At 70.0% G+C, this 18524-nt stretch carries 17 protein-coding genes; 10 read left to right on the forward strand and 7 right to left on the reverse strand.

Features of this window, described 5'->3' with window-relative positions:
• Window positions 1-119 precede the first annotated feature (119 nt).
• Window positions 120-1010, forward strand: coding sequence for a helix-turn-helix domain-containing protein (locus AC07DS_RS26000; RefSeq protein ID WP_479148950.1), 891 nt, complete (start codon window positions 120-122; stop codon window positions 1008-1010).
• Window positions 1011-1029: 19 nt separating this feature from the next.
• Here the strand turns inward: AC07DS_RS26000 and AC07DS_RS26005 are convergent, their stop codons facing one another.
• Window positions 1030-1989, reverse strand: a complete 960-nt coding sequence (locus AC07DS_RS26005; protein WP_479148952.1) for an alpha/beta hydrolase family protein — start codon at window positions 1987-1989, stop codon at window positions 1030-1032.
• A 161-nt stretch (window positions 1990-2150) separates the two neighbouring features.
• Here AC07DS_RS26005 and AC07DS_RS26010 point away from each other — a divergent pair, with 161 nt between their 5' ends.
• Window positions 2151-2747, forward strand: coding sequence for a TetR/AcrR family transcriptional regulator (locus tag AC07DS_RS26010; RefSeq protein WP_479148953.1), 597 nt, complete (start codon window positions 2151-2153; stop codon window positions 2745-2747).
• A 34-nt stretch (window positions 2748-2781) separates the two neighbouring features.
• Here AC07DS_RS26010 and AC07DS_RS26015 read toward each other — a convergent pair whose 3' ends face one another.
• Complete coding sequence (locus AC07DS_RS26015; protein ID WP_479148955.1) at window positions 2782-3129, reverse strand: hypothetical protein; 348 nt, start codon at window positions 3127-3129, stop codon at window positions 2782-2784.
• A 396-nt stretch (window positions 3130-3525) separates the two neighbouring features.
• Between AC07DS_RS26015 and AC07DS_RS26020 the strand changes: the two genes are divergently transcribed.
• The gene (locus AC07DS_RS26020) at window positions 3526-3882 is read left to right on the forward strand and encodes a hypothetical protein (RefSeq protein WP_479148957.1); all 357 of its coding nucleotides are present in this window, start codon (window positions 3526-3528) and stop codon (window positions 3880-3882) included.
• Window positions 3883-4131: 249 nt separating this feature from the next.
• Here AC07DS_RS26020 and AC07DS_RS26025 read toward each other — a convergent pair whose 3' ends face one another.
• Both AC07DS_RS26025 and AC07DS_RS26030 read right to left on the reverse strand, forming a co-directional pair.
• Window positions 4132-5526, reverse strand: a complete 1395-nt coding sequence (locus AC07DS_RS26025) for a glycoside hydrolase family 16 protein (RefSeq protein WP_479148959.1) — start codon at window positions 5524-5526, stop codon at window positions 4132-4134.
• 182 nt (window positions 5527-5708) lie between these two features.
• Window positions 5709-6956, reverse strand: a complete 1248-nt coding sequence (locus AC07DS_RS26030) for a L,D-transpeptidase (protein WP_479148961.1) — start codon at window positions 6954-6956, stop codon at window positions 5709-5711.
• Window positions 6957-7150: 194 nt separating this feature from the next.
• Here AC07DS_RS26030 and AC07DS_RS26035 point away from each other — a divergent pair, with 194 nt between their 5' ends.
• Window positions 7151-9844, forward strand: a complete 2694-nt coding sequence (locus tag AC07DS_RS26035) for an FAD/NAD(P)-binding protein (RefSeq protein WP_479148963.1) — start codon at window positions 7151-7153, stop codon at window positions 9842-9844.
• A gap of 96 nt (window positions 9845-9940) precedes the next feature.
• Here AC07DS_RS26035 and AC07DS_RS26040 read toward each other — a convergent pair whose 3' ends face one another.
• Window positions 9941-10735 (reverse strand): DUF817 domain-containing protein, encoded by a 795-nt coding sequence (locus AC07DS_RS26040; RefSeq protein WP_479148965.1) that lies wholly within the window; start codon window positions 10733-10735, stop codon window positions 9941-9943.
• A 228-nt stretch (window positions 10736-10963) separates the two neighbouring features.
• On the opposite strand from AC07DS_RS26040, the gene AC07DS_RS26045 reads away from it, so the two are divergent.
• The gene (locus tag AC07DS_RS26045) at window positions 10964-12235 is read left to right on the forward strand and encodes a lipase family protein (protein WP_479148966.1); all 1272 of its coding nucleotides are present in this window, start codon (window positions 10964-10966) and stop codon (window positions 12233-12235) included.
• A 110-nt stretch (window positions 12236-12345) separates the two neighbouring features.
• Here the strand turns inward: AC07DS_RS26045 and AC07DS_RS26050 are convergent, their stop codons facing one another.
• Entirely contained in the window at window positions 12346-12543 is a 198-nt protein-coding gene (locus AC07DS_RS26050; protein WP_479148967.1) for a hypothetical protein, read from the reverse strand.
• A 163-nt stretch (window positions 12544-12706) separates the two neighbouring features.
• Here AC07DS_RS26050 and AC07DS_RS26055 point away from each other — a divergent pair, with 163 nt between their 5' ends.
• Complete coding sequence (locus AC07DS_RS26055) at window positions 12707-14089, forward strand: hypothetical protein (RefSeq protein WP_479148968.1); 1383 nt, start codon at window positions 12707-12709, stop codon at window positions 14087-14089.
• Between the two features lie 25 nt (window positions 14090-14114).
• Here the strand turns inward: AC07DS_RS26055 and AC07DS_RS26060 are convergent, their stop codons facing one another.
• The gene (locus AC07DS_RS26060; protein ID WP_479148970.1) at window positions 14115-14534 is read right to left on the reverse strand and encodes a MarR family winged helix-turn-helix transcriptional regulator; all 420 of its coding nucleotides are present in this window, start codon (window positions 14532-14534) and stop codon (window positions 14115-14117) included.
• Between the two features lie 216 nt (window positions 14535-14750).
• Between AC07DS_RS26060 and AC07DS_RS26065 the strand changes: the two genes are divergently transcribed.
• The 4 genes from AC07DS_RS26065 to AC07DS_RS26080 are packed head-to-tail and all read left to right on the forward strand — an operon-like array spanning window position 14751 to window position 18520.
• Complete coding sequence (locus AC07DS_RS26065; protein WP_479148971.1) at window positions 14751-15668, forward strand: SDR family NAD(P)-dependent oxidoreductase; 918 nt, start codon at window positions 14751-14753, stop codon at window positions 15666-15668.
• Window positions 15668-16543 carry an amidohydrolase family protein gene (locus tag AC07DS_RS26070; RefSeq protein ID WP_479149008.1) on the forward strand — a complete coding sequence of 292 codons (876 nt, stop codon included), beginning with the start codon at window positions 15668-15670 and terminating at the stop codon, window positions 16541-16543. Before AC07DS_RS26065 ends, AC07DS_RS26070 begins: the two co-directional genes overlap by 1 nt.
• 10 nt (window positions 16544-16553) lie before the next feature.
• Window positions 16554-18068 carry an o-succinylbenzoate--CoA ligase gene (gene menE / locus AC07DS_RS26075; RefSeq protein ID WP_479148973.1) on the forward strand — a complete coding sequence of 505 codons (1515 nt, stop codon included), beginning with the start codon at window positions 16554-16556 and terminating at the stop codon, window positions 18066-18068.
• The gene (locus tag AC07DS_RS26080; RefSeq protein ID WP_479148975.1) at window positions 18065-18520 is read left to right on the forward strand and encodes a MaoC family dehydratase; all 456 of its coding nucleotides are present in this window, start codon (window positions 18065-18067) and stop codon (window positions 18518-18520) included. Before menE ends, AC07DS_RS26080 begins: the two co-directional genes overlap by 4 nt.
• Window positions 18521-18524: the final 4 nt, after the last annotated feature.

Genomic DNA, 18524 nt, shown 5'->3' on the forward strand with positions numbered 1-18524 from the left:
ATCGCTGGCTGGACGCGTTCAAAACTAAAAGTCTGACTTTTTAGAAGGAAGGGAGCGGTGTGTCAGCCTGTGGTGAATCTGGGACATCGATCGGGCGACAGGGATGGCACGAGCAGGACATGGCGGACAGAACACACCAAGGCGACGGTGAGGGGATCAGGACCTTCCCCTTCCCCACCGAGCTGGCCGTCGGCGGCGTCGGCATGCAGGTCGGCCCCATGGGGACCGGTCACAGCTGGCATGCCGACGCCCCACTGCATCGCGTCCACCGCATCGACTTCCACGTCGTCATGCTCTTCACCGAGGGCCCCGTGCGGCACATGATCGACTTCGCCGAGCACGAGGCGTCGGCCGGCGATCTGCTGTGGATCCGCCCCGGACAGGTCCACCGGTTCTCCCGGACCAGCGAGTACCACGGCACCGTGCTGACCATGCAGCCCGGTTTCCTGCCCCGCGCCACCGTCGAGGCCACCGGCCTCTACCGCTACGACCTGCCCCCGCTGCTGCACCCCGACCCGGCACAACGTGCCGCGCTCCAGGCGTCCCTCGACCAGCTGCGCCGCGAGTACGAGGACACCGCGACGCTCCCGCTGAGCCTGCACACGGCGGTGCTCCGGCACACGCTGACCGCGTTCCTGCTGCGTCTGGCGCACCTCGCGGCCAGTGCCGCGGAGTCGTCCCGAGAGCAGGCGGACACCACCTTCACCCTGTTCCGGGACGCGGTCGAGCAGGGGTTCGCCACCAATCACAGCGTCAGCGCCTACGCCGACGCGCTCGGTTACTCCCGCCGCACCCTCGTGCGGGCGGTCCGCGCGGCCACCGGCGAGACGCCGAAGGGCTTCATCGACAAGCGGGTGGTCCTGGAGGCCAAGCGCCTGCTCGCCCACACGGACATGCCGATCGGCCGCGTCGGGGCGGCCGTGGGCTTCCCCGACGCGGCGAACTTCTCCAAGTTCTTCCATCTGCACGCCGGCGTCACACCGGCGGCGTTCCGGGCGGAGCTGCGGTAGAGCCTCCCTGTTGCCCGGGTTACTTGGACTCGACCCGTCCGAGCGGGCTCGGGCCCGACGCCAATGCGTCACATGCCGCCTGCCAGGCGGGATCCCCGGGGTTGAGCCGGCTGCGGAGGTAGGACCAGGTGAGTTGCTGGATCGCGGCCACGCGCTCGGGGCTCTCGTCCGTGGTCTCGGCGACGTCGTATCCGGAGACCCCGCCCAGGCCGTGTTCCGCGTCGAACAGGGTGAGCAGGGACTTGGGGCCCGGGGAGAGGAAGTACGGATCGGTGTGCCAGTCCGGGCCCCGGACCGTCAGATGGGCGGAGTCGTCCTTGTCGCCCGCGACCACGAGCGCGGGAGTCCGCATCCGGGAGAAGTCCGTGGTCGAGAAGAAAGGCCAGTTCCCGGCCACGAAATCGGTGAGGGCGTCGCCCCCTCGGCCGGGCGCGGCGAGCAGTACCCCCGCCTTGATCCGGGGCTCGGTCAGGTCCACTTCCTTCCCGTCGTCCGGATCGGTGAGCCGGGCGCCCAGCAGCAGGCTCGCGGTGTGCCCGCCCATCGAGTGCCCGGCCACGGCGACCTTGCCCCCGTCCAGGCGCCCGAGCAGCTGTGGGACGGCGGCCTCCACCTCGTCCAGCCGGTCGAGGATGCGCGTCATGTCCTCGGCTCGTGATCGCCAGAACAGCGGGGCTCCGGGGGTGCCGGGGTCCAGGGTCAGGGTCCGCGAGCTCAGGTGGGTGGGCTGGATCACGGCAAAGCCGTGCGCCGCCCAGAAGTTGACGAGGGGTGCGTAGCCGTTCAGTGAGGACAGGTGGTTCGAGTGGCCCTGGCCGTGCGAGAGGAGAATGACCGGCAGGTCGTTTCCGGTCACCGGTGCGGAGACGCGCACCTGGAGGTCCACGGCGCGGTCGGGGGTGGGCAGTACCACCGGACCGACCGAGAGGACGGGGGTGGGCGAGCTGGGGCCGCCGGTTGTGCGGGTCGATCGACTCACGATGTGTGTCCCTTCGAATGCCTGCGCCGCCGGTCTCGCTCGTCCGGCGGGAGAGGCGGTCGGGAGCGTCCGGTTTCAGCTACCCTGAAACCGGAACGTCGTTCCGATTAATATACGGAACGCTGTTCCGTTTAGGCAAGGATCATCGGGAGGAGAGCGTGGTGTCCGCTGCAGGCCAGTCCGGGGAGGTGCCCGCCCGAAGCAGGCGGGCCGACGCGCAGCGCAATCAGCAGACGCTGCTTGCCGCCGCCGCCGCGGTGTTCGTCACCTCCGGCGTCGATGCGCCGATCCGTGAGATCGCGGCCAGGGCGGGGGTCGGGGTGGGGACCATCTACCGGCACTTCCCGACGCGGGCCGATCTCGTCGTCGCCGTCTACCGCCACCAGGTCGAGGCCTGCGCCGAGGCCGGCCCGAGCCTGCTGGCCGGTGCCGACTCCCCGTTCGCGGCACTCCGTCAGTGGGTCGACCTCTTCGTCGACTTCCTGGTCACGAAGCACGGACTCGCCAACGCGATGCAGTCGGACAGCGGCGGCTTCGAGACGCTGCACACCTACTTCCTCGACCGACTGGTGCCCGTCTGCGGACAGTTGCTCGACGCCGCGGCCGCCGCGGGAGAGGTCGGGCCCGGTACGCACCCGTACGAACTGATGCGCGGCATCGGCAACCTCTGCATCGGCCGTGACGGCGACCCTCGCTACGACCCGCGCCGACTGGTCGAACTGCTCCTTCGGGGGCTGCGGCGACCGCAGTCGGTCTGACGGCGACGGTGGTCGGCCGGCCGGCGAGTACCGATCAGCCGGCCAGTACCGGCCGGCCGATGTCGGACGTCCAGCCGGGCCTGAAGCGTGCGGTGTACTCCGCGAAGTCGCTCCGCAGGTGGCGCGGATCGGAGGGCTTCAGCCGGATCTGCTGCCGGCTGTCCGCCCACCAGATCTCGAAATCGGCGACCGCGCCTTCGGTGGGCCAGAGCTCTTCCCGCTCCGGGAGCAGCAGGCCGTCCACGAAGCCTCCGACGGCCAGGCCGATGTCCACGAAGATCCCGATCGACCCCGGCCTGGGCACCTTCACGACGGTGCCCCGGAAGGCCTGCCCGAAGCGAAGGCTCCGCCGGATCCGCTCCCACTCCGCGTCCGTCACCACGCACCCATCCTCGCAGCCCCGCCACGCGCGCATCGGCCCGGTCCGGGAGCGCGTGAACCCGCTCCCGGACCGGGCCGGATGTGCCGGCCGCGCCGGTTGAGCCAAAGCACCGTAGTTGTCACCAGCGGAGAGGGATGAGCTGGCGATTCGGACCGGTCGAAGCAGTCTGGTTGTCACCGACAAGGCACTCGACTTGTCACATGCGCTCCTGTGAACAGCGTGCGCAAGGACGGACCTAGGACGGATCTAGGACAGCAGCTCCTAGCCTCGATCTTGCACAACGACCCCGTAACGAGCCGTCATGCATAAAGCGCGTCACGGGGGCTCGCACGCCTCTCGGCGGTACTGCTCGCATGGGAGACCACTCACCCAGCACGCATCCTCAGGGGGAACTACATGAATCTCGCCCGAAAGCTGGCAGCCGGAGCCATCGCGGCCGGCCTCACCACGGCCGGCGTCCTCGCTGCGACCCCGGCCAGCGCCACGGTCGTGAACTCCACGTGCAACCTGTCGTCCGTCGTCGACGTCGCCTACATCAAATCGAACGGCTCGACCGGCCACTACTGCTACGTCTGGGACGGTGGAAGCGCCAACCAAGGCTGGATGAACATCACGGGTTCCTGGAAGGTGTGCTCGGGCAGCTACACGGGATACGTGAAGGACGCCGCGGGACGCGAGTGGGACTTCTACCGAGGCGCGTGCACACCCACTTACGGGGCGAATCTGACCTTGATCGTCTTCAAGGGCAACTGAGTTGAACGGTCCCGGTGCCCGTGGCCACATTACTGAGAAGCTGACGCAGAACTGACAGGGCGTCACATAGGCGCGCGTTTGACGGATCGCGGTCCGCCGGGTGCGCGCCTTTCGCTTGCACTCTGGGTTGGTATGCGCGGCGAGCCTGCCGCCGCCGGAACAGATCCCGGTGACAACATGCCCGCCCCTGTGACAGCTATCGCGCTTCGGCTCACCGGTCCTGCTCGCGGGGCGGCGTCAGCACCCTTGTCAGTGGCCGAAGTCGAACCAGTTCACGTTCACGAAGTCGGACGGCTGGCCGCTGGTGAAGGTGAGATAGACGTCGTGCGTGCCGGTCACCGAGGTGATGTTCGCCGGGATCGTCCGCCAGTTCTGCCAGCCCCCGGTGTTGGACAGGGCGAAGCTGCCGATGGGGGCGTTGCTGCGGCTGTCGAGGCGCACCTCGACCAGGCCGCTCACCCCGGACCCGGCACCGCTCGCCACCCGCCCGTAGAACTGGGTGGCCCCGGTGGAGCCGAAGTTGACGCCCTTGTAGAGGGCCCAGTCGCCGTTCGCGAGCGAGCCGATGTCCTGGCCGCCGCCGGAGTCCGTGGTGGCCTCGGAACTCACGCCGGACTGGCTGTCGTACGACTCGGCCTGGATCGCCGTGTAGGCGTCCCGGTTGCCGGAGGGCGGGGGAGTGGTCCCGCCGCCCGTGGCCTGGAGAACCTGTACGTAGTCCACGGCCATCGGGTGGTTCGGCTCGGTGCCGCTGTCCGGGCCGCCGCCGAATGCGGCCGGGAACCCGCCGCCCATCGCCACGTTCAGGATGACGAAGAAGCCGTGGTCGGTGGCGTTGGCCCAGGTCGCCGCGTCGACCTGGTTGGCCTTGACCGTGTGGAAGTTGACGCCGTCGAGGTAGAAACGGATCTCCTCGGGGCTGGTCGAGCGGTCCCACTCCATCGCGTAGGTGTGGAAGCCCGCCTGACAGGTGCTGCCGGTGCAGGAGGTGGAGTTGCCGATGCCGGAGGTCTCGTTGCAGGGGCCGCCCGGGTTGGTGCCGCAGTGCATCGTGGCCCAGTCGGTGTTCAGGCCCTGGACGTTCTCCATGATGTCCAGTTCGCCGACGCTCGGCCAGTTCTGGTAGTTGCCGCGGTAGGGCGCGCCCAGCATCCAGAACGCCGGCCAGTAGCCCTTGGCGGCCGCGCCGGTGACATCGGGCATCTGGATACGGGCCTGCACGCGCAGTTTGCCGCCGGCCGGTGGCTGGAAGTCGGTACGGGTCGTCTCGATGCGCCCGGACGTCCAGTTGCCGGACGCGTCACGGCGCGGGGTGATGAGCAGGTTGCCGTTGCCGTCCAGCGAGACGTTGTTGGTGCTGGAGGTCATCGTCTCGACCTCGCCCGTGCCCCAGTTCGCCGCGCCGCCAGGGTATGAAGTCCCGGTGTCGTACTGCCAGTTGGAGGTGTTGACGCCGGAGCCGGCCGAGCCGTTGAAGTCGTCGAGGAAGACCTGCGTCCAGCCCGACGGGGGAGTCGGGGCCGAGGCGCTGGCGGGTGCGGTGGCCGCCGTCGCCACGGCGGCTGCCAGACCGAGCGTGGCGGCCACGGCGACGAGCGCGCGGCGGAACGCCCGGGGTCTGGGTATGCCGGAGGAATCGCTCATGAGGGGGGCCTCTCGGGTACGGAGGGGAGTGCGGGAGACCTGTGAGAGCGCTCCCATGATGGCTTGAGAGCGCTCTCAAGGTGCCGCCAATGTGCTCCCCGACCCTGCGGCCGTCAAGAGTTAAAGCAGAGAAACTCCTTTTGCCGCACGGGAGTTCACCCCATGAAGGCACCCAGACCGACTCAGACCGCGCTGCCCGCCTTCCAGTCGGCCCACGACAGGTTCCACCCGTTGAGTCCGTTGGCCGGGTCCACCGTCCTCTCCCCGGAGTTCTTCACGATCACGACGTCGCCGAGCATCGAACTCTCGTAGAACTCGTAGCCGGCCATGGAGCTGTCGCCCGCCCCCTTGGTGTCGTGCAGGCCGATGCAGCCGTGACTGGCGTTCTGGTGCCCGAACACCGCGGTGGACGCCCAGTAGTTGCCGTGCACGAAGGTGCCGGAGGTGGTGAGCCGCTGCGCGTGCGGCACGTCCGGGATGTCGTACTCGTCGCCGAGGCCGACCGTGGACGACTCCATCCGCGTCTGCTTGAACCGCTCGCTGATCACCATGATCCCGGACCAGGTGGTGTGGCCCGAGTCGCCACCGGTGACCGGGTAGGCGGCGGCGGTCTTCCCGTCCCGGCTGACCGTCATCGTCTTCGTCGCGAGGTCGACCGTGCTGATCTGCTCGCGGCCGATGTGGAAGGTGACGTCCTTGTGCTGGATGCCGTAGACGCCGTCCGCGCCCTCGACGTCCTTCAGCCGCAGACTGAGGGTGATCTTCGTGCCGGGGGTCCAGTAGGTCTCCGGGCGGAAGTCCAGCCGGGTGTCGCCGAACCAGTGTCCCACCACCTCGACGGCCGGTTCGGCGGTCACCGTGATCGCCCTCTGGACGGCGGCCCGGTCGGCGACGGCGTGCGTGAAGTCGACCGACACCGGCATGCCGACGCCCGAGGTGGAGCCCGCCTCGGGCGTGAAGCGGCCGACGAACGTGGCGCCGGGCGGCCTGGTGGTGAACGACGACACGGTCTCCTCGGCGGCGCCCGCCGCCTCGGCCGTCACCGTGTACTTCGTGCCCGAGTAGGGATTTCGGGCCGAAGTCCACTTGGTTCCGGCCGAGTTGAGAGTGCCCTCCAGGGTGGAGCCGTCGTTGCCGGTGACGTGGACGGAGGCCAGCGTGCCGTCGGTGACGGTGACCTCGACGGGGCTGGTGAAGTCCGCCTTCTTCGCGCCGGCCGCGGGCGTGACGGCGATGGTCGCCCTCTTCGTCGTCGCGGCCCGCGCGGACGCCGTGGCCCCCTTGCCGTCCGCGGCCGCCGAGGCACCCGCGGAGGAGCTGCAGCCCGCCAGGGCGGCGGCCGGCACCGCTCCGAGAGCGGCGAGGATCCCGCGCCGGGAGCACCCGCGCGACCGCTGTCCGGACCGGTTCGATATGTGCGAGACGCCCACGACACGCCTTCCTGAGTTGTCTGTCCGTGCGTGGGCATCCTGCGCCGGCTGTCTGGGCCGGCCCTTTGAATCCGCGGGGTGCTCCCTGAGATTCGGATGAAGACACGCCGAGACGGCTGGAAGTCGTGGTTGTGGGGGCCCCGACCCGATCGGAAGAGTGAAGAAAAAGTTTCACCGACCCGCCGGAGGTATCCGTGACCGACGTCCGTAAGCGGCACACCGTGGCCATTGTCGGAGCCGGCGCGGCAGGCGCCCTGACCGCCGTCCAGCTCTGCGAGACGGCGACCCGCCGCCGGACTCCCCTCGACGTCGTCCTGATCGACGCGGCCCCCGAGGCGGGCCGAGGCACCGCCTACGCCACCCGCGACCCACGCCACCGCCTGAACGTGCCCGCCGGCAACATGAGCGCCTACCCCGACGACCCGGGCCACTTCACCCGCTGGCTGTGCCGGCACGGCGAACCCGAGGTCACCGGCGCCGACTACGCCACCCGCTACCGCTACGGCGCCTACCTCGCCGACACCCTCGGCCAGGCGATCGTCCGCGCCCACGGCACGGTCGCCGTACGCCGGCTGCGCACCCGGGCGGAGGGCTGTACCGGCACCCCCGACGGCAGGGTGGAGCTGAGCCTCGCCGACGGGGGACACCTGACCGCCGACGCCGCCGTCCTTGCCACCGGCCCCGCCGCCGCGACCGCCGCATGGGCGCCGCCGGCGCTGCGCGCCTCGGCGCGCTTCGTCGGCGCGCCGTGGGCGCCGGGCGCGCTGGACGGGGCCCTGTCGGGCGCCCCGGACGGCGCCCGGGACGGCAGCGACGACGTGCTGCTCGTCGGCACCGGCCTGACCGCCGTCGACCTCGCGCTGACCCTCGACCGCCCCGGCCGCACCCTCCACGCCCTCTCCCGCAACGGCCTGCTGCCCCAGCCGCACGCGCTCGGCCCGGCCGCCGTGATGCCCGCGCCCCAGGAACTGCACGACACATCGCTGGGCCGGCTGCGCCGTGCCGTCTACCGGCACCTCAGCCGCTCGGTCCGCACCCACGGCGACTGGCGCCCCGGCCTCGACAGCCTCCGCCCCCACACCACGCGACTGTGGCGCAGCCTCACCCCCGAGGAGCGGGAGGACTTCCTCGCCCGCGAGGGCGCCCTGTGGAACACCCACCGCCACCGCATGGCCCCCGCCACCGCCGAGCACGTCTCCCGGGCCCGCACCGCGCGCCGCCTCCAGGTCCACGCGGGCACGGTCGTGCGGGTGGCGGGGTCCGACGGCGCAGCGCTCGCCGTCGAGCTCTCGGGCGGCCGCACGCTGCACGTGGGCTGGGTGGTCGACTGCACCGGCCCGGGGCGGGGCCTCGACGACCCGCTGTGGCGTGGGCTGTTCGCGTCCGGGGCGGCGGTTCCCGGCCCGCTCGGCATGGGCGCCGCGACCCGGGACGGCCGCCTCCTGGACGCACGGGGCGGTGCCGGGCTCCCGCTGTTCACGCTGGGCGCCCCACGCCGGGGCGAGCTGTGGGAGACCACCGCGATGCCCGAAATCCGTGTCCAGGCAGTCGAGCTGGCCCAGCAGCTGCTGGCCCCGCTCGCCCCGAGGCGCCGAACGACCCGCCGACCCGTCGACGGGCACGGCCTCGCCCTGACCACCCACGCCGAGGCGGCCGCCGCCTACCGCGGCGGGCTCGACCGGGTCCTCAAGGTCCGCTCGGGAGCTCCGCAGGGCTTCGCCCGCGCGGTGGCCCTCGACCCCGGCTTCGCCCTCGGCCACGCGGCCCTCGCCCTGCTGGGCCACGAGTGCGGGGCCGCCGTCGACGTACCCCGCGCCCTCGCCGACGCACAGCGCTGCGCACGCGAGCGGGCCGACACGCGCGAGCGGTCCTTCGTGGACGTGGTCACGCGCCGGATCACCGGCGACGACGGGGACGAGGCGCTGGTACGGCACCTGAGGACCTACCCCGCCGACGCGCTCGCGCTGGCCGCCGCCGTGCCCACCATCGCCTTCTCCGGGGTCAGCGATCTGCACGACGACGACGCGCTCGGTCTGCTCGAACTGACGTCGCCGGCGTACGACGGGCACTGGTTCCACACCTCGCTGCTCGCCTTCCTGCGCCAGGAGGAGGGCCGACTGTACGAGGCGGGCGAGCTGGCGCACCGGGCGCTGGCCGTCGAGCCCGCCTCCGGGCACGCCGTGCACGCCCTGGCGCACGTGCACTACGAGTCGGGCGCGCACGAGGCCGGACGTGACTGGCTGGACCGCTGGGTGTCGGGCCGGGGCCGGGGCGCGGTCCACCGGGCGCACTTCTCCTGGCACATCGCGCTGCACGAACTCGCCCTCGACGACCCGGCTGCGGTCCGCAGGCGCTGGTTCGCGCAGCTCGCACCCGGCCGGGTGACCGGAATGCGGGCCCTGGTCGACTCGGGATCACTGCTGTGGCGGGCGAGGCTGAGCGACAGCTGGCGGGGCGAACTGCCCACGGCCGACGTGCTGGAGTCGGTCGAGCTGGAGGTGCTGGAGCGGCCGGCGACCGCGTTCACCGCACTGCATGTCGCGGTCGCCCGCACCGCCGCCGGGGATCTGCCCGCCCTGCGCCGGCTGCGCGACCACGCGCTGGGGGCGGACCAGGTGCAACGCGAGGTCGTCGCGCCGCTGTGCGAGGCGCTGGCCGCGCTCGTCGAGGAACGCTTCGTGGAGGCGGCCCGTGGCCTGGACGCGCTGCTGCCCGTGCTGCGCAGCGTCGGCGGCAGCGCGGCCCAGCGGGAGGTCGTCGAGGAGACACTGCTGTACGCCCTCGTGGCAGCGGGCCGCAGCGACGCCGCCCGCCGCCTCCTGGACGCCCGCCTCGACCGCAAACCGGCCCCCCGGGACCGACGGTTGCTGGCCGGCCTGTCCGGCTGACCGGACGGCTGCCTCGCCTGGGGCCCCGACTCGATCACATGCCGAGAACCGGCCCCGGGCTTCCCCCCTGCCAGGGGAGCCCGGGGACAACGGCGGTCAGCGAGGTGCAGAGGAGGCCCTGGACCGGCCGAACGCCGCGAGGACGAACGTGACGCTGATGAGCAGGGACCAAGCGCCGAACTTGCCGACGTCGACGGGCTGCCAGCCGTGCAGCTGGTACGGGTAGCGCCACGCGCCCACATAGGTGGCGAGGTTCTCCGCCAGCCACAGGAAGAACCCGATCAGGGTGAAGGACAGCGCGAGCGGCATGCGGCGCCGTGTCCCGCGCACCGTGAAGTGCACGGTGGTGCCCGCGGTGACGGCCACGAGGAGGGCCGCCAGGGGCCAGCGGACGTCGGGCAGCCAGTGGTGGCTGAAGAAGTTGACGTAGACGGCGGCGGCCACCAGGGCCGTCGCCCGCGGCCGGTAGCGGACCACTTCCAGGTCGAACAGGTGCCAGGCTCGGCAGATGTAACTGCCGACGGCCGCGTAGAGGAAGCCCCCGTACAGCGGGACGCCCGCGAACTTCAGCACGGCCGGTTCCGGGTAGCTCCACGAGCCGAGCGAGACCTTCACCAGCTCGAAGGCGAGACCGATGACATGGCAGGCGGCGATGACGGCGACATCGCGTCCGCTCTCCCAGCCGCGCCGCCAGAACAGCAGCGTGAGAAGCACGCCATAGCAGGCGAGCAGGTCGTAGCGGGCCACCGGCAGCGGTGGCAGCAGGGTCGATGCCGCCACTCCGGACAGCAGGGCGATGGCGAAGGCGCAGGCCCGGGTCTGGGTCCAGGTGAAGTCGAGCAACTGGCTGATCGGGGACGCCGGGAAGCCGGCCGGATTTGTAGTGGGCATGGTGATCAGGAGGACGACATCCGGCCCGCCTGCGGTTGCCCGAGGAGCCGATCGGCCCTCCGGCCGCGCTAGTCAACGGCGCACAGCCCTGCCCCCGCCGGTTCGTCGTCCTTTAACTATCAGCGCTTACCTACGCCTCCGTAACCTCTCGGCCTACTCAGCTTCACGTAGCTCTTCACCCCACAGAAGGGACGCTGTGACGTGAACTCCCCAAGGCCTAGGAAGCCGTTGCCGAGAAGAGCCGCACTGCTCGCCGCCGCCGGCCTGCTCGGCGGACTGCTGGCGATGCCGGCGGTGACCGCGGCGGCCGGGACGCCGGAGGCGTGCTCCGCCGCCGACGCCGACCTCTACCGGCCCCCGGACAGCCCCACCGCCGCACCGGGCGCCGTCGTCGCCTGCCGCAAGGTCGACTCGCTGCCCATGGTGATCGGCGGCCCGCCGCTGAACGCCTGGAAGGTGCAGTACGGCTCCACCGACGGGCGGGGCCGGCCGGTCTCCGTCGTCGGCACCGTCGTCGTACCGCAGAAGCCGTGGACCGGACCGGGCGAGCGGCCGCTGGTCGCGTTCGTGCCGGGCACGCTCGGCATCGGACCGCAGTGCGCGTTCTCCAAGCAGCTCGCGGGCCAGTACCAGGACGCCTACGAGGGACCGAACATCGCGGCGCTGCTCAACGCCGGTTACGCCGTCGCCGCGACGGACGGCCAGGGCTACATGGACGGCCAGGTCCACCCCTACGCCTCCGGGATCGAGGCCGGTCACGCCACCCTGGACATGGCCCGCGCGGCCTCCCGGGTGCCGGGCGCCGGGGTGAGCCCCGATGCCAAGGTCGGGATCTGGGGCTACTCGGAGGGCGGCTCCGGCAGCCTGTGGGCGGCTCAGCTCGCCCGGTCGTACGCCCCCGGACTGCACGTCGTCGGCTCGGCCTCCGGCGGGATCCCCGCCGACCTCAAGCAGGTGGCGAGCAACCTCGACGGACAGTTCTTCGCCGGGTTCCTGATGGACGCGTTCATCGGTCTGTCCGTCACCCATCCCGACATGCCGTTCGACGGCCTTCTCAACGACAGCGGGCACAAGGCCGTCAAGGACGCCGAGTCGCTGTGCGCGGTCGGTACCGTGAGCCGCTTCCCGGGCGCGCGGATCGAGCAGTACACCAAGGACGGGCTGACGCTCGACCAGATCTACGCCCTGCACGGCTCCGACGGCGCCACCTGGGGCGACGCCGTCGCGGCCAACAAACTGGGCGCCGGGGTCGGCACCCCGGGCTCGGGCGCCCGCTACGAGATCGGCTTCCCGGTGCTGCAGTACCGCGGCCTGCTGGACGAGGTGATCCCGGCGCAGATGGCGAGTGAGACCCGCCGCGCCTACTGCGCCGCCGGGATCACCACCCAGTGGACGCCGTACGTCGGTGACCACCTCACCGGCGACGCCCAGGCGGTCGGCGATGTCGTGTCCTGGCTCGGCGACCGGTTCGCCGGAAAGGAGACGAAGGGCAACTGCTGATCCCCGCGGCGGAGTTCACCCGCCCGTGAACATCCCCGTGCCGCAGCCCCACGGCACGGGGACTTCGCCGATGACGGCGAGGGTTCGAGGTGTTCGCGGGACCGGCCCTGTCAGGAGATGGGCTCGCCGTCGTACTTGCCGCCGATGCAGGTCCACAGACCGGTACCGGAGTCGTACTTCACCTTTCCGCCGTTGCTCATGCACTTGTGCCCGTCGACACCGGATACGGCAGCCTGGGCAACAGGGCCCGTGGCGCCAAGAACAGCGAGTATCACGGCGGCGGCGAACCCGAGAAGTCGTGTACGCATGAGGAGCTCCTGTACGGGCGAGTGACAGGTCATGGCCAGGTTCGCCCCGCACGATGCGAGGCGCGCGCCCCATTACTCCAATCGGGTGATGGATATGCCCGCGTCATGACACGGGAGGCGCTCCAGAGGTGCACTCACCGGGTACGAGCAGCAGGCTGATGTCATGGCGAACACACCCGTGGTGACCGTCGGGCCACCGGATGACCTCGGCCTGCGGAAAGTCATGATCGACGGTAAGGCCGTAGACAGGGTGCAGTGCCCGAGGGAGCTGCAAAGACTTTTGCGCCGCGCCGGTCTGGCATCCGGGTACGACATCGACTGGCTCGGCGGTGACGGAACTGTCTGGCCGGATCGCCCGTGGCGGCGGCGAACGATCGGCGCCCTCATGGCAGCCGGCCTTATGGCGGCAGAATATCTGCTCCTCAGGATCGGCGTAGTGGATTCCACCAATTCACTGACCTATGCCGGACGAATCACAGGGGCGATTTTTATTTTCCTGGCCGTCGCGGAATTAACTGCCGCCATAACCACTCTCGACTATTGGCGCAAGCGGAAAATGAAATACTCGGGGGCGGTCATTCTGTTCGGTGTCCTGGTCGCCTTCAGTGTCGGCTTGTTGCTACTCGTTCTGCAGATCCACGGTCGGGTGATCGACATTCACCTTATGTATTGGATAGCCCTTGTGTCCTGGTCTGCATGGGCTCTGTGGATACTCGTCCGCGGTCAGGCATGGAAAGGAATTCGAAATCCAAGGCGGATTGCGATCGGGGCGATCGCATCCGCCCTCCTCGCGATCGCCAACTTGACGTATTCGCAAGTCTATGTCCCCTACACGACAGATCCGCTGGTGCAGAGTGGAGCCGAATTCGAGATGCCGAGCATGAACAGGGAGGGGACGGTGATGTATCTGCCGGTTCATCTCTACGTAAAGAATTCCGGCAAGATCTCCGTCTATATCCTCGGCAGTATCTTCTGGATTCAGGGCGGAAGTGAGAGTGTAAAGGAAAATTTGATCAACTCCGGCGAGTTCGTCACGCCAGTGGGGCGAGCGTTGAATCCAGGGGAAGAAGTTGCGCAGGATGTGGTCGCGGAAATCAAGAACCCTGAAAAGTCTACATATGATGCAGTCAAGGCCCAGACCGAGGTTTACGTGATCAGGAGGGACAGGGTGAGACTGGGCGCTAATTATGAGCGTTCGGGGGATTCTGTCCGGCGGCTCAAGGAGTTCCATACAGACAAAGATCCCAAGGGGCCTCCCGGTGAATATTTCAGATACCAATCCTCCATCTCGAACAGTGATGAGATTCTCAATCTGACTCGAGGTCGGCAACGCCTGACGCTGTGGCGGGTTGAGGATCGCGAGATGCCGACCCTTTATGTGGATGTGGCGTCACCGGGGAAAGATAAAGGCTACGACTCGAACGACATCCACGCGAACAGAGATGCCATTGATAGGTATGGGCTCGAAGATGTGCGTGGCTCAATGGCGCAGACACCCTTCGCGGAACTCCTGGGGAGGGCTGAGGTCGAGCGCCCCAGTCAGTGAGCCAACCGCACGTTCCGATGCCGCGTCATGGCTGGTCGGCGACCCGCAGGAGCAACGCGTGCAGCGTCTCGCGCTCCGCAGTGTCGAGCGGGGCCAGTAGGTCGTTCGTGACCCTCAGGCCCGCCTCGTCGGTGTCGCGCAGGAACCTGCGGCCATTCTCGGTCAGTACGACGATCCTGCTGCGCCGGTCGTCGGGGGAGGGGCGGCGCTCGGCGAAGCCCAGTTTCTCCAGGTCGTCGACCAGGCCCACGATCGCGCTCGGGTCGTAGCCGAGCCGGGTGCTCAGCGCGCGCTGGAGCGCGCCCTCGGAGGTGGCGAGGAAGCGCAGCACCGCGTAGTGCCGCAGCCGCAGCCCGGACTCCTGGAGGAAGGAGTTGAACATCTGACCGGAGCGCAGGCCGAGGCGGTACAGGAGATAGCCCGTGTCCGCGTGCAGCCCACGCATCCACGGCTCGTCCGCGTCGATCGGGCTCGGGTTCTTGGTGTGCCGACGGGTGATGGCGGGCCCCCTGGTCTCGGTCTTCTCGGCTGGGTGGACCCCAGCATGCCGTATGCGCAGGACGGCAACAACTATTGACGACAACAATTATTGCTCTTAGCTTCGATCTCGCGGACCAGTCCGTCCGCCTCCCGAGCCGTTCCCGTCCGAAAGGACCCGCACGTGCCCCCCATCGATCTCACCGGCAAGGCCGCCGTCGTCACCGGCAGCGGCCGGGGCCTCGGCCTCGCCTACGCCCAAGCCCTCGCCGCCCGTGGTGCCTCGGTGGTCGTCAACGACGTCGACGAGGCCGTGGCCGAACAGGCGGTGAAGTCCATCGCCGAGGCCGGCGGCACCGCCGTGGCCGAGGTGGTTCCGGTCGGCACCGCCGAAGCCGCCGACCGGCTGGTCGCCCGCGCGGTCGCGGCGTTCGGCCGGCTCGACGTCCTCGTCACCAACGCCGGCATCCTGCGCGACAAGGTGCTGTGGAAGATGACCGACGAGGACTTCGACGCCGTGGTCACCACCCATCTCAGGGGCACCTTCACCTGCGCCCGCGCCGCCGCCGTCCGCATGCGCGAGCAGGGCGAGGGCGGCACCCTGATCCTGGTCGGCTCCCCGGCCGGGCAGCGCGGCAACTTCGGGCAGACCAACTACGCCGCCGCCAAGGCAGGCATCGCCGCCATGGCCCGTACCTGGTCGATGGAGCTGGCCCGCGCGCAGATCACCGTCAACGCGATCGTGCCGGTCGCCGCGACCGCGATGACCGAGACGATCCCGGCCTTCGCCCCCTATGTCGAGGCGATGCGGGACGGCGAGCCACTGCCGGACTTCCTGCGCAAGGGCGAGGGCTTCGGCACCCCGGAGGACTGCGCGGCCCTCGTGCCTTTCCTCGCCTCCGAGGCGGCTCGCGGCATCACCGGCCAGGCCATCGGTATCGGCGGCGACAGGGTGGCGCTGTGGTCGCACCCGCAGGAGATCCGGACGGCCTGCACGGACGGCGGCTGGACCCCCGAGGCACTGGCCGGCGCCTGGCACACGTCGGTGGGCGCCGAACTCCAGACCGTCGGCATCCCCGCCCCGAAGGTTCCGGAGGCGTGATGGACATCGAGGACCTGGTCGCGATCGACGTCCACACCCACGCGGAGGTGTCCTCGAAGGGGCACTCCTCCCTCGACGACGATCTGCATGCCGCCTCCTCCGCCTACTTCAAGGTCGAGGGCACGCGGAAGCCCACCCTGGAGGAGACGGCCGCGTACTACCGAGAGCGGAGGATGGCCGCGGTGGTCTTCACGGTGGACGCCGAGTCCGCCACCGGCACCGCGCCCGTCCCGAACGAGGAGGTGGCGGAGGCGGCCGCGGCCAACGCGGACGTCCTGATCCCCTTCGCCTCCGTCGACCCCTTCCGCGGGAAGGCCGGCGTACGGCAGGCCCGGCGGCTGGTGGAGGAGTACGGGGTGAAGGGCTTCAAGTTCCATCCCGGCATCCAGGGCTTCTTCCCCAACGACCGCGATGTCGCGTACGCGTTGTACGAGGTGATCGAGGAGACCGGCGCCATCGCCCTGTTCCACACCGGCCAGACCGGAATCGGCGCGGGCGTGCCCGGCGGGGGCGGTATCCGCCTGAAGTACTCCAACCCCCTGCACGTGGACGACGTCGCCGCCGACTTCCCGCATCTGAAGATCATCCTGGCGCATCCCTCGTTCCCCTGGCAGGACGAGGCCCTGGCCGTCGCCACCCACAAGCCGGGCGTGCACATCGACCTGTCCGGCTGGTCGCCCAAGTACTTCCCGCCGCAGCTGGTGCAGTACGCCAACACGCTGCTGAAGGACAAGGTCCTGTTCGGCTCGGACTTCCCCGTCCTCACCCCGGACCGCTGGCTCGCCGACTTCGCCGGGCTGCCCGTCAAGGACGAGGTCAGGCCGAAGATCCTCAAGGAGAACGCCGCCCGCCTGCTCGGCCTGACGGATTCGTAGGGGGTGCCGGATGCGCAACGAGGGACTGGGGTCGTGGCCCGCACGCCGGGCCCGCAAGACCCCGCACCGCACCGCGCTGGTGCACGGTGACAAGTCGACCGACTACCGCACACTGCACACCCGCACCACCCGGCTGGCCCGGGCCCTGCGTGCCCGGGGCGTCCGCCGCGGCGATCGCGTCGCCTACCTCGGCCCCAACCACCCCGCCCATCTGGAGACCCTGTTCGCGGCCGGCCTGCTCGGCGCCGTCTTCGTCCCGCTCAACACCCGCCTCTCCGGCCCCGAACTCACCTACCAGCTGGCCGACTCCGGCGCCCGGATTCTCGTCCACGCACCCGCCCGCAGCGCACTGCCCGACGCCCCCGAGGTCCGGACGTACGTCGAAGTGGGCTCCGTGTACGAGGAGTTCCTGGCGTCGGCGGACGACGAGCCGGTCGACGAACCGGTCACTCCCGACGACATCTGCATCATCATGTACACCTCGGGGACGACCGGCCGGCCCAAGGGGGCGGTGCTCACCCATGGCAACCTCGCCTGGAACGCCATCAACGTCCTGGTGGACACCGACCTGACCGCCGACGAACGCGCCCTGGTCTCGGCCCCGCTGTTCCACACGGCCGGCCTGAACATGCTGACCCTGCCGGTCCTGCTGAAGGGCGGCACCTGCGTCCTGGTGGAGTCCTTCGACCCGCAGGCCACCTTCGACCTGGTCGAACAGCACCGGATCACCTTCATGTTCGGCGTGCCGACCATGTTCGACCAGATCGCCCGGCACCCTCGCTGGCCGGCCGCCGACCTGTCCTCGCTCAGGCTCCTCACCTGCGGCGGTTCACCGGTCCCGACGCCGCTCATCGCCGCCTACCAAAGACGCGGCCTCACCTTCCTGCAGGGCTACGGCATGACCGAGGCCGCGCCCGGCGCCCTGTTCCTGGACGCCGAACACGCGGTGAGCAAGGCCGGCTCGGCGGGCGTGCCGCATTTCTTCAGCGACGTCCGGGTCGTGCGGCCCGACCTCACTCCGGTGGACGTGGGCGAGAGCGGCGAGGTCGTCGTACGCGGGCCGCACGTCATGTCCGGCTACTGGGGACTGCCCGAGGAGTCGGCCGCCTCCTTCGCCGAGGGGTGGTTCCGCAGCGGGGACGTGGCCCGTGTCGACGCGGACGGCTACGTGTACATCGTCGACCGCGTGAAGGACATGATCATCTCGGGTGGGGAGAACGTCTATCCCGCCGAGATCGAGGACCTGCTGCTCGCCCACCCCGGCATCGCGGAGTGCGCGGTCATCGGTGTCCCGGACGACAGGTGGGGCGAGGTGCCCCGCGCGGTCGTCGTCCCCGAGGCGGGCGTGGACCTCGACCCGGACGAGGCGCTGGCCTCGCTGGCCGGCCGGCTCGCCAAGTACAAGATCCCCAAATCGCTGGTGGTCGCGGACGAACTCCCGCGCACCGCCTCCGGAAAGCTGCTCAAGTCCCGGGTGCGCGAGCACTTCGGTCACCGGCTCCCGCAAGGAAGAGGCACCTCATGAGCGTCACCGTCAACGGTCTGGACGAGCTGAAGAAGCTGGCCGGCAGCGACCTCGGCACCAGCGAGTGGATCGAAGTCACCCAGGAACGCATCGACACCTTCGCCGACGCCACTGGCGACCATCAGTGGATCCACGTGGACCGCGAACGCGCCGGGAAGGGCCCGTTCGGTGCCCCGATCGCCCACGGCTATCTCACCCTCTCCCTGTTCATCCCGCTCTTCACCGAGCTGCTGGACGTCCAGGGGGTGACCACGAAGGTCAACTACGGGCTGAACAAAGTGCGTTTCCCCGCCCCGGTGAAGGCGGGCTCGCGCATCCGGCTCGCCGCGCGGCTCGCCGCCGTCGAGGAGGTGCCGGGCGGGGTGCAGATCGCCGTCGACGGCACGGTGGAGATCGACGGCGGCGGGAAGCCCGCCGCCGTCCTGCAGAGTCTCTCCCGTTTCTACGCGTGAGCGC

This window comes from Streptomyces sp. NPDC044064 (assembly GCF_056434245.1).

Excerpts from the sequence above, each read along its gene's own strand:
- AC07DS_RS26000 (WP_479148950.1), top strand. The coding sequence starts at position 120 with ATGGCGGACAGAACACACCAAGGCGACGGTGAGGGGATCAGGACCTTC.
- AC07DS_RS26020 (WP_479148957.1), top strand. The coding sequence starts at position 3,526 with ATGAATCTCGCCCGAAAGCTGGCAGCCGGAGCCATCGCGGCCGGCCTC.
- AC07DS_RS26025 (WP_479148959.1), bottom strand. The coding sequence starts at position 5,526 with ATGAGCGATTCCTCCGGCATACCCAGACCCCGGGCGTTCCGCCGCGCG.
- AC07DS_RS26040 (WP_479148965.1), bottom strand. The coding sequence starts at position 10,735 with ATGCCCACTACAAATCCGGCCGGCTTCCCGGCGTCCCCGATCAGCCAG.
- AC07DS_RS26050 (WP_479148967.1), bottom strand. The coding sequence starts at position 12,543 with ATGCGTACACGACTTCTCGGGTTCGCCGCCGCCGTGATACTCGCTGTT.
- AC07DS_RS26055 (WP_479148968.1), top strand. The coding sequence starts at position 12,707 with ATGGCGAACACACCCGTGGTGACCGTCGGGCCACCGGATGACCTCGGC.
- AC07DS_RS26060 (WP_479148970.1), bottom strand. The coding sequence starts at position 14,534 with ATGCGTGGGCTGCACGCGGACACGGGCTATCTCCTGTACCGCCTCGGC.
- AC07DS_RS26070 (WP_479149008.1), top strand. The coding sequence starts at position 15,668 with ATGGACATCGAGGACCTGGTCGCGATCGACGTCCACACCCACGCGGAG.
- menE (WP_479148973.1), top strand. The coding sequence starts at position 16,554 with ATGCGCAACGAGGGACTGGGGTCGTGGCCCGCACGCCGGGCCCGCAAG.
- AC07DS_RS26080 (WP_479148975.1), top strand. The coding sequence starts at position 18,065 with ATGAGCGTCACCGTCAACGGTCTGGACGAGCTGAAGAAGCTGGCCGGC.